The organism is Clostridium gasigenes (assembly GCF_900104115.1).
GTDB lineage: Bacteria > Bacillota > Clostridia > Clostridiales > Clostridiaceae > Clostridium > Clostridium gasigenes.
Map to the genome: position 1 here is coordinate 423,001 of NZ_FNJM01000001.1, position 10,160 is coordinate 433,160.

Consider the following 10,160-nt stretch of genomic DNA (forward strand, 5'->3'; position numbering starts at 1 on the left):
AGATTAAAGAAAAAGATTATATGGATATATTTTAAAAAGAAGGAATTTAATATATAAATATGTAAAATAATGCGATATTATGATATAATTACAAAGTTGGGAGGATATTAAAAAAATGATTTGGATTTAAAAAATAATATATAAGGAGATAATAAAATGGATGAATTTACAAAGGTTAAAGCTAGAAAAATAGCGTTAATTGCTCATGATAATATGAAGTTAGATTTAATTAATTGGGCTTATAAAAATAAATGTATATTAGAAAATCATACTTTATGTGGTACTGAGAGTACTGCTATATTGCTTGAAGAGAAAATCGGGTTAGATGTAAAGAAATATGAAAGCGGAATGATGGGGGGGGATCAACAAATTAGTACATGTATAGTTAATGGAGAGGTTGATTTTATGATTTACTTTTGGGATCCATTAACATCACAGCCTCATGATTCGGATATAAAAGCACTACTTAGAATAGCTGTTTTATATAATATACCAGTAGCTATGAATAAATCTTCAGCAGATTGTATATTAAATTCTAATATTATTAAGGCATACTAGAAGTTTTCAAGGAGGTATTAAATGGAGTGGTTAAACACACATGTAATTTACGTAACAATAATATTGATCAATATAATAATAATATTATATTTGTTAATAGATAGAAAATCTATAGATGATCAAAAAGAAATCCTTAAAACTATAATAAATTCTTCACCAGATATTATTGGGTATAAGGATTCAAAAGGCAAATGGGTTGAAGTTAATAAAACTTTGGAAGATATTATTAATGCAAAAGAGCCTATTATAGGAAAGACTGATTTAGATTTAATGAAACTTATCCCAGATAAAGAAGATGAATTTTGTGTATGTTATGAGACAGATAAAAAAATTTGGGAAAATGGAAATATTAAAATAGTAGAGGAAATTTTTAAACTTAGGGATGGAACATATCAAACTTTTGATGTTATAAAGGTACCTTTATATAATATAGATGGAAGCAGAAAAGGAATAGGGGTAATAGGTAGAGATATAACATATAAGAAAAAATCAGAAGAAAATAAAAGAATTTTAAATGAGTTACAACACTATAATGAAATAAGAACAGAGTTTTTTGCAAATTTATCTCATGAACTAAGAACACCACTTACGTTAATTGTATCTGCTCTTAAATTAGTAGAAATATCAAATAATGATTACAATGAATTATCTAAAAATAAAATTAATAAATATATAAAAACAATAAGACAAAATAGTTTTAGGCTAATAAGGTTAATAAATAATTTAATTGATATAACTAAATCTGAAGATGGATATCTAGAGTTGCAGGTATGCGACCATAATATAGTAAGCATAGTAGAAGATATTACGCTATCAATTAAGGATTTTGCAGAAGAAAAAGAAATTAGCCTTATTTTTGATACTAATATAGAAGAAAAATACACTCTTTGTGATAATGATAAAATAGAGAGAATAATATTAAATTTAATGTCTAATGCAATTAAATTTACACCAAAGGGTGGAGAAATTAAGGTTGAAATTGTAGGGAAAAATAGTGGAATACAAATATCGGTAACAGATACAGGGATAGGAATTCCCTTGGAAAATCAAAAGGATGTATTTGAGAGATTTGTACAAGTTGACAAGTCTTTATCAAGAAGTAATGAAGGTAGTGGAATAGGATTGTCCCTTGTCAAATCTTTTGTAGAAATGCATAATGGGAAAATAATAATAGATAGTAGTTATATAGAAGGTACAAGGTTTGTAATAGACTTACCTTGCAACATTATTTGTGAGGAAGTAGAAAAAAAGTGCTTTAAATCAGAAGATTCTAGAATACAAATAATAAATATAGAATTCTCAGATGTATATTCATGAAAAAGTCATAAAATAAACTTCGAAAGAAATAAAAAAATCATAGTTATATAAGACTATGAATTTTTTTACTTTAATTATTTGGAAAAATTAACAATTTATCAATAAATACCGTTAAAAAATAACAAATGTATAAACTTATACAAAAATTACCTCTAATAAGAAAATACATATGTATAAAATAGGAATAATGATGTATAATAGTAAAATAATAGCTTTATATTATAAATGTAAAAAAAGGCAATAAGAGGGGGACGAATTTATGAAGAAAAAATTAATTTCAATACTAACTGTAGCATTAAGCTGTATGTTAGTACTTGGAGGCTGTGGTGGAAAGGGCAAAACCACAGAAACACCAAAAGACACTGGAAAATCTGGACCGGTTGAGGGCTATGTTAAGGCAGCCGATCCATCTAAAAATGTATCTCTTGCAAAAGATAGAAAGGATACTTTAGTAATTGGTATTGATGTACTAGATGGTGTGTTTAATCCACTTTATTCAGATTCAGCATATGATTCTTATATTATGGAAAGTATATTTACAGGTATGTTAGCAATTGATGAAAACGGATTGCCAACGGAAGCTTTAGCAGAAAGTTATAAAATATCAGAAGATGGGAAAACTTATTCGTTTAAATTAAGAGATGGGTTAAAGTTTGAGGATGGAACTCCTTTAACAACAGAAGATGTTGCGTTTACTTTTACAGCAGCCTGTGATAAAGAATATGATGGACCACAAGATTTCATAAATACAACAAAAATAAAAGGAGCTAAGGCTTATAAAGAAGGCACAGCTTCTACTATAGAAGGTATAAAAGTTATAGATCAAAAAAATATAGAATTTATAGTAGATGAAGCAAATGCTGATGCTATATTTGATTTTAAAACTGAAATACTTTCAAAAGCATATTATGGTAAAGAATATAAACAAGGAAATCTTAATTATATTAAGGGATTACATGCAAAACCTTTAGGCTGTGGAGCTTATAAATTTGTTGAAAATAAACCAGGTCAAGAAGTTGATTTAGTAGCTAATGAAAATTATTATTTAGGAAAAGCTAAAATTACTAACTTAATTTATAAAGTAACTTCAGAAACTACTAGAATTCAAATGTTACAAACTGGTGATATTGATATGGATATGGTTACTGTTAATGAAGATAATGTTGCTCAATTGCAAGGTGCTGGGTTCTTAGATCTTTGTATATTCCCAACTAATGGATATGGATATATTGGTTTAGATGTTAAAAATGAAAAATTTACTGATCCTAAAGTTAGGCAAGCTCTAACATATGGCTTAAATAGAGCAGAAGTTGTTGAAGCTGTTTATCCTGGTGGATATGCAGATGTTATAAATGAACCACAATCAACAAAATCATGGGCATATAGTAAAGGTAAAAATGATTATGCATATGATAAAGAAAAAGCTAGTAAGTTATTAGATGAAGCTGGTTGGAAAGTTGGATCTGATGGAATAAGAGAAAAGGATGGAAAGAAATTTGAAATTAAATTTACAGCTAGTACACCGAATGCTGTAAATGATGCTCTTATACCAGTTGCACAAGCTAACTACAAAGAACTTGGAATTAAATTTGAAGCAGAGCAAATGGATGGGGCTGCATTAAGAGAACAAGTGAAAAGTGGGAAATCAGAAATGTTCTTCATGGCTTGGGGCCTAACTCCACAAATAGATAATACAGGAATACTTGGAACAAGTGGAGCTCAAAATTACACTGGATATTCAAATTCTAAGCTTGATGAATTGTTCGTAAAGGGATTAAAAGAAACAGATATGGAAAAAAGAAAAGCTATATATGCAGAGGTTTATCAATTAATAAATGAAGATCTTCCGTATATATTCATGTATCAAAGAAGAGATATGTGGGCTGTTAATTCAAGAGTTAAAGGATTTGAAAATCAAATAACTCCGTATAAAAAGTTCACACAAAGTCTTTACAAGTTAACATTAGAATAATTTTAAAATTAATATGCTCAGCCTTAAGGCTGGGCATATTAAATAAAGGGAGGACAAAAGAATGTTTACCTATATTGGAAGAAGACTTCTTCAAATGATCCCTGTTTTACTTGGGGTTTCTATTATTATATTTGTTGTAATTTCTCTTGCGCCGGGGGATTATGTTGATGGTAAGGCGGGGTCAAATATGACTGAAGCTAAAAAAATAGAACTTAGAGAAAGTATGGGACTGGATAAGCCTGTACCACAACGATATATTAGTTGGCTTACAAAATCTTTTTCGGGAGATTTTGGATATTCATTAAAATTCCAACAACCAGTTATAAAGGTTATAGATACTTATGTTTGGAATTCATTTATATTAGCAATATCCGCATTTATAGCAAGTATAATAATAGCAGTGCCAATAGGAATAGTATCAGCTACAAAACAATATTCATTTGTTGATGGTTTTTTCACGGTTATAGCACTTATAGGAATATCTTTGCCAGCATTTTTCTTAGCACTTATGCTAATAAAAGTATTAGCCTTTGATTTACCTATATTCCCAGTTGGGGGAATGACAAAAACAGGTAGTTCGACTGTTGGAATTAAACATTTCTTTGATGTTATATATCATATGTTATTACCATTTATAGTTTTGACAGTAGTACAAGTTGGCTCTTTAATGAGATATACGAGAACAAGTATGCTTGAGGTTATAAGACAAGATTATATAAGAACAGCGAGGGCAAAGGGGTTAAAGGAATCTGTAGTAATTTATAAACATGCTTTAAGAAATGCTTTAATACCTATAGTTACAATACTTGGACTTTCACTTCCAGGGTTATTTGGTGGAGCAATGATTACAGAAACTATTTTTGCTTGGCCTGGAATTGGAAAAGTTGCTTTTGATTGCTTAAATGCTAGAGATTATCCATTTTTAATGGCTTTTAACATGCTTATGGCCATGCTTACCTTAGCGGGAAGTTTAATTGCAGATATTTCTTATGCTTTAGTTGATCCAAGAATAAGACTGAAGTAAGGGGGATATAAACATGGATATGAAAAAGAAAAAAAATAATGAAGTTGAAAAAATTAAAGTTGAGAAGGTACATTCTCCAGAAATGTTAGTTTTAATGAGAGTTAAAAAAAATAAACTAGCTATGGTTGGTTTTGGAATATTAATAATTATGATTTTATTTTGTGTTATTGGGCCAATATTTACACCTTATGAACAAGAAACAATGAGTTTTGCTATAAAAAAACAACCACCAAGCTTTGCGCATTGGTTTGGTACAGATCTTATAGGTAGAGATATTTTAACAAGGCTTATGTATGCAGGTAGAGTATCTTTATTAGTTGGGTTTGTAGCTGTAATTATTGAAATAGCTATAGGTGGAATACTAGGAGCGATTGCTGGGTATTATGGTGGAATTGTAGATAGCATAATAATGAGAATTGTTGACATATTTTTATGTATACCATTTTTACCAATACTTATTGTATTAGGAGCGACTTTATCTAATTTAGATGTAGATCCTGATAAAAGAATATTTTTTGTTATGTTTATTATAGGTATATTGTCTTGGCCAACAATAGCGAGATTAGTAAGAGGTCAAATATTATCACTTAGAGAACAGGAATTTATGCAAGCGGCAGAAGCTCTTGGGTTAACAGATTCTAGAAAAATATTCAAACATTTATTACCAAATGTTATACCTTCTATTATAGTTTCAGCAACACTTGGTATTGGTGGAGCAATAATGACTGAATCTGCATTAAGTTATCTTGGAATGGGAGTTGCACCTCCAAATGCTTCTTGGGGAAACATGATACAATCAGTAAATAATTTTGCTGATTTAATGGAAAGACCTTGGCTTTGGGTACCACCAGGTATTTGTATTTTCTTAACAGTTATGGCGATTAATCTGTTAGGTGATGGGCTAAGAGATGCTCTTGATCCAAAACTAAAGAAGTAGGGGGTTATAACATGAGTGATTTAATAGAATTTAAAAACTTAAAAACATATTTCTACACTGAAGGTGGCACAGTTAAAGCTGTGAATGATGTAAGTTTTAAAATAAAAAAAGGTGAAGTTGTATGTGTAGTTGGAGAATCTGGATGTGGGAAAAGTGTTACTGCAATGAGTCTTATGAGACTTGTAGCTTCTCCAGGGGAAATAGTAGAGGGTGAAATATTATATGAAAATAAAAATCTTTTAACTTTGTCAGATTCGGAAATGAGAGCAATTAGAGGAAATGATATCTCTATGATATTCCAAGAACCTATGACATCTTTAAATCCAGTTTTCACAGTAGGAAAACAAATTATGGAATCTATAATAGTGCATCAAAAATTAAAGAAAAAAGAAGCAAGAAAAGCAGCAATAGATATGATTTCATTAGTAGGAATAGCGGATGCAGAAACTATTGTAGATAGATATCCACATGAACTTAGTGGAGGAATGAAACAAAGAATAATGATAGCTATGGCATTATCTTGCAAGCCTAAAGTGTTAATAGCAGATGAGCCAACTACTGCATTAGATGTTACTATTCAAGCACAAATATTAGATCTTATGAGAGATATAAAAGAAAAGTTTAATACTTCAATAATGTTTATAACTCATGATCTTGGAGTTGTTGCAGAAATGGCAGATTATGTTGTTGTTATGTATGCAGGTAAGGTAATTGAAGAGGGACCGGTGAATGTTATTTTCAAAAATCCAATGCATCCATATACTATAGGGTTATTAAAATCTAAACCAATACTAAATAAAGTTCAAGAAAAATTATACTCAATACAAGGACAAGTACCTAGTCCTATTAATATGCCAGATAATTGCTACTTTAATGAAAGATGTGAATTTTGTTTTGATAAGTGCAAAAGTAGTATGCCAACATTGAAATTAGTAGAAGAGAATCACAAGGTTTCTTGTTTTAAATATAAGGAGGGGAAATAGTTAATGAGCGAAACTATATTAAAAGTAGAAGGACTTAAAAAATATTTTCCTATAAAGGGAGGAATTTTTCAAAGAACAATAGGAAATGTAAAGGCTGTTGATGGAGTATCTTTTGAAATTAACAAAGGAGAAACTTTAGGTATTGTTGGTGAATCTGGTTGTGGAAAAAGCACAACTGGAAGAACAATTTTAAGGCTGCTTGAAAAAACAGAGGGAAGCGTAATATATAAAGGTAGAGATCTTGATGAATTAAGTAAAAAAGAATTAAGACATTTAAGAACTGATATGCAGATAGTCTTTCAAGATCCATATTCATCACTTAACCCAAGGCTTACACTTGGAGAAAGTATTGGAGAAGCTGCAATACATCATGGTTTAGTTTCAAAAGGCGAATCACGGGATTTAGTTCTTGAAACTATGAGAATTTGTGGGTTATCAGATTATCAAATAGATAGATATCCTCATGAATTTTCAGGTGGACAAAGACAAAGAATTGGTATCGCAAGAGCACTTATTTTAAATCCAGGTTTTGTAGTGGCAGATGAACCTGTATCTGCGCTGGATGTATCTATACAAGCTCAAATAATAAATCTTTTATCTGATTTGCAGCAAAAAAAAGAACTTACTTATTTGTTTATATCACATGATTTAGGTGTAGTTGAACATTTAAGCACTAAGGTTGGAGTAATGTATTTAGGTTCTATGGTTGAACTAGCACCTAAAGGAGAAATATATAAAAATCCACTTCATCCTTATACTCAAGCATTGTTTTCAGCAATACCGGTACCAGATCCAACTTTTAAAAAGAGTAGAATTATATTAACAGGGGATATTCCAAGCCCTTCAAATCCTCCAAATGGATGTAAATTCCATACTAGATGCTCTTATGCAAAGGAAATTTGCAAAGAAGAGATTCCAGAATATAAATGTGTAGGTAGTGACCATTTTGTTGCTTGCCATTTAGTATAAAACATAGTTATCACAAAAGAATAACAAGTCAAGATGTTGTTTAATTTATACCTTGATTTGTTATTTATTTTACAAAGGTATTTAGATAATGTGATACATTGTACATAATTAAGGGAGAGGATATAATTGTTTAGGTTTGATGATAAAAAAGAAGAACTAAAAACAAGGCAAAGGGAATTAATGAGAAATGTTAAAATGGGTGAAAAACCTAAATTTAAAGATTTGTTATCTATAATGATTGCTCAGTACGTAATTATTTTACCGGTAGCGTTTATAGGAATTATAATATTCTTTTTAGTGATAAAAGGTATATTATATTTTTGGGGATCATAAGAAATAAAAAATAAAAGTAAAAAATATATTGCTTTATGTAAATAGAATGATATAATTAGGAAATAAGATAGTTGAGCAAAGGCGTTCAATAGTAACCTTTAATGGGTTCTGTTGCACGCCTTTTTACTATAAAATTTTAAGGGGGATTTATATTATGGCTAAGTATTCAAAGGAAGATATTATAAAATTAGTTGAGGAAAATGGAATTAAGTTTATTAGGCTTCAATTTACAGATATTTTTGGGGCATTAAAAAACATTGCAATAACAGATAAACAATTAGGAAAGGCATTGGATAATCAGTGTATGTTTGATGGATCTTCAATTGAAGGTTTTGCTAGAATTGAAGAATCAGACATGTATCTAAGACCAGATTTAAATAGCTTTGTAATTTTTCCATGGAGACCACAACAAGGAAAAGTTGCAAGATTAATATGTGATGTATATAGACCAGATGGAACTCCATTTGAAGGTGATCCAAGATATATATTGAAAAAAGCTTTAATAGAAGCAGAAAAATTAGGTTATACTATGAATGTAGGACCAGAATGTGAATTCTTCTTATTTAATACTGATGAAAATGGAGAACCAACAACTATAACAAATGATAATGCTGGATATTTTGATTTAAATCCAATAGATTTAGGAGAAAATGCAAGAAGAGATATGTCTCTTATTTTAGAGGAAATGGGATTTGAAATAGAAGCATCTCATCATGAAGTAGCACCAGGACAAAATGAAATAGATTTTAAATATGGGGATGCATTAACTACTGCAGACAATATAATGACTTTCAAATTAGTTGTTAAGACAGTAGCGCAAAGACATGGGTTACATGCAACATTTATGCCTAAACCTGTATTTGGAATAAACGGATCTGGTATGCATATAAATGTTTCATTAAACAAGGATGGGAAAAATGCTTTTGTTGATGTGGATGATGTAAATGGACTAAGTAAAATTGCTTATAATTTCATAGCTGGAATGATGAATAATATAAAAGGTATGTCAGCTATTACAAATCCATTAGTTAATTCATACAAGAGATTAGTACCTGGATATGAGGCACCTGTTTATATAGCTTGGTCTGGAAAAAATAGAAGTCCACTAGTTAGAGTGCCTGCTTCAAGAGGAGCTGGAACTAGAGTGGAACTAAGATGTCCAGATCCTAGTGCAAATCCTTATTTAGTATTAGCTTGTTTATTATCAGCAGGGCTAGAAGCTATAAAAAATAATTCAGTTCCACCAGCTAGTGTTGAAAAAAATATATTTGAAATGACTGAAGCAGAAAGAGAAGTAGATGGAATTGAAAGTTTGCCAGGAACTTTAGAAGAAGCAATTGCATATATGAGAGATAACAAGCTTGTACGTGAAACTTTAGGAGCGCATACTTTTGATAAATATGTAGACGCTAAACAGTCAGAATGGGATGATTATAAAACTAGAGTTCATGAGTGGGAAGTAGAAAAATATTTAAAACAATATTAAGTTTGATTGGATGGGGTTTATATGAGGGCTAATCAAGTTGTGATGGTAGCATTAAATAATTTAGAAAAAGCAGAAAAAATTAGAGATATGCTATGTACCGAAGGCTATGAGGTTGTAGCGGTATGTACATCAGGAAGTGAGTTAATAAGAAGAGCATTAATATATGATCAGTGTTTAATCTTAATAGGCTATAACTTAGTAGATATGAATATAAATGAAGTATATAATGCTTTATCAGAAACCTGTAGCTTCCTTGCACTTGTAAATGAACCATATAAATCTTTCGTACAAGAAAGTACAGATATGTTCTGTATAAGTAATCCAATAAACAAAGTAGTGCTTGGAAATGCAATAGATATGATATTTCAAGGTCAAAAGAAATTGCATAAACTTAAGGAAAAAGTTGAAAGTTTAGAATGTAAAATTGAGGAAAGAAAGAATATAGAAAAAGCAAAAGGAATCCTCATGGAGACAATGGGGTTATCGGAAAATGAAGCCTTTAAATATATTCAAAAAACCAGTATGATGACTGGTCGTAAAATGGATGAAGTAGCTAAGGAAATAATATAACATTAGTTATG

Annotated in this window: 10 protein-coding genes; all 10 read left to right on the forward strand. The window is 30.1% G+C overall.

The window, feature by feature from the left end; translation table 11 throughout:
* Positions 1-156: 156 nt before the first annotated feature.
* The gene (locus BLS77_RS02105; RefSeq protein ID WP_089965309.1) at positions 157-558 is read left to right on the forward strand and encodes a methylglyoxal synthase; all 402 of its coding nucleotides are present in this window, start codon (positions 157-159) and stop codon (positions 556-558) included.
* 21 nt (positions 559-579) lie between these two features.
* Positions 580-1,875 carry a sensor histidine kinase gene (locus BLS77_RS02110; protein WP_089965311.1) on the forward strand — a complete coding sequence of 432 codons (1,296 nt, stop codon included), beginning with the start codon at positions 580-582 and terminating at the stop codon, positions 1,873-1,875.
* 259 nt (positions 1,876-2,134) lie between these two features.
* Entirely contained in the window at positions 2,135-3,847 is a 1,713-nt protein-coding gene (locus tag BLS77_RS02115; protein ID WP_089965313.1) for an ABC transporter substrate-binding protein, read from the forward strand.
* 61 nt (positions 3,848-3,908) lie between these two features.
* Positions 3,909-4,871, forward strand: a complete 963-nt coding sequence (locus tag BLS77_RS02120; RefSeq protein WP_089965314.1) for an ABC transporter permease — start codon at positions 3,909-3,911, stop codon at positions 4,869-4,871.
* 19 nt (positions 4,872-4,890) lie between these two features.
* The gene (gene opp4C, locus BLS77_RS02125) at positions 4,891-5,808 is read left to right on the forward strand and encodes an oligopeptide ABC transporter permease (protein ID WP_089966496.1); all 918 of its coding nucleotides are present in this window, start codon (positions 4,891-4,893) and stop codon (positions 5,806-5,808) included.
* A gap of 11 nt (positions 5,809-5,819) precedes the next feature.
* Positions 5,820-6,791: an ABC transporter ATP-binding protein gene (locus BLS77_RS02130; protein WP_089965316.1), complete on the forward strand. Its 972-nt coding sequence runs from the start codon at positions 5,820-5,822 to the stop codon at positions 6,789-6,791.
* Between the two features lie 3 nt (positions 6,792-6,794).
* A complete protein-coding gene (locus BLS77_RS02135) occupies positions 6,795-7,760 on the forward strand; it encodes an ABC transporter ATP-binding protein (RefSeq protein WP_089965318.1) in 966 nt (321 codons plus the stop codon).
* A gap of 126 nt (positions 7,761-7,886) precedes the next feature.
* A complete protein-coding gene (locus BLS77_RS02140) occupies positions 7,887-8,093 on the forward strand; it encodes a hypothetical protein (RefSeq protein ID WP_089965320.1) in 207 nt (68 codons plus the stop codon).
* A 154-nt stretch (positions 8,094-8,247) separates the two neighbouring features.
* Positions 8,248-9,579, forward strand: coding sequence for a type I glutamate--ammonia ligase (gene glnA / locus BLS77_RS02145; protein WP_089965322.1), 1,332 nt, complete (start codon positions 8,248-8,250; stop codon positions 9,577-9,579).
* Between the two features lie 21 nt (positions 9,580-9,600).
* On the forward strand, positions 9,601-10,149 hold the full coding sequence (locus BLS77_RS02150; RefSeq protein WP_089965323.1) for an ANTAR domain-containing response regulator: 549 nt from the start codon (positions 9,601-9,603) through the stop codon (positions 10,147-10,149).
* Positions 10,150-10,160: the final 11 nt, after the last annotated feature.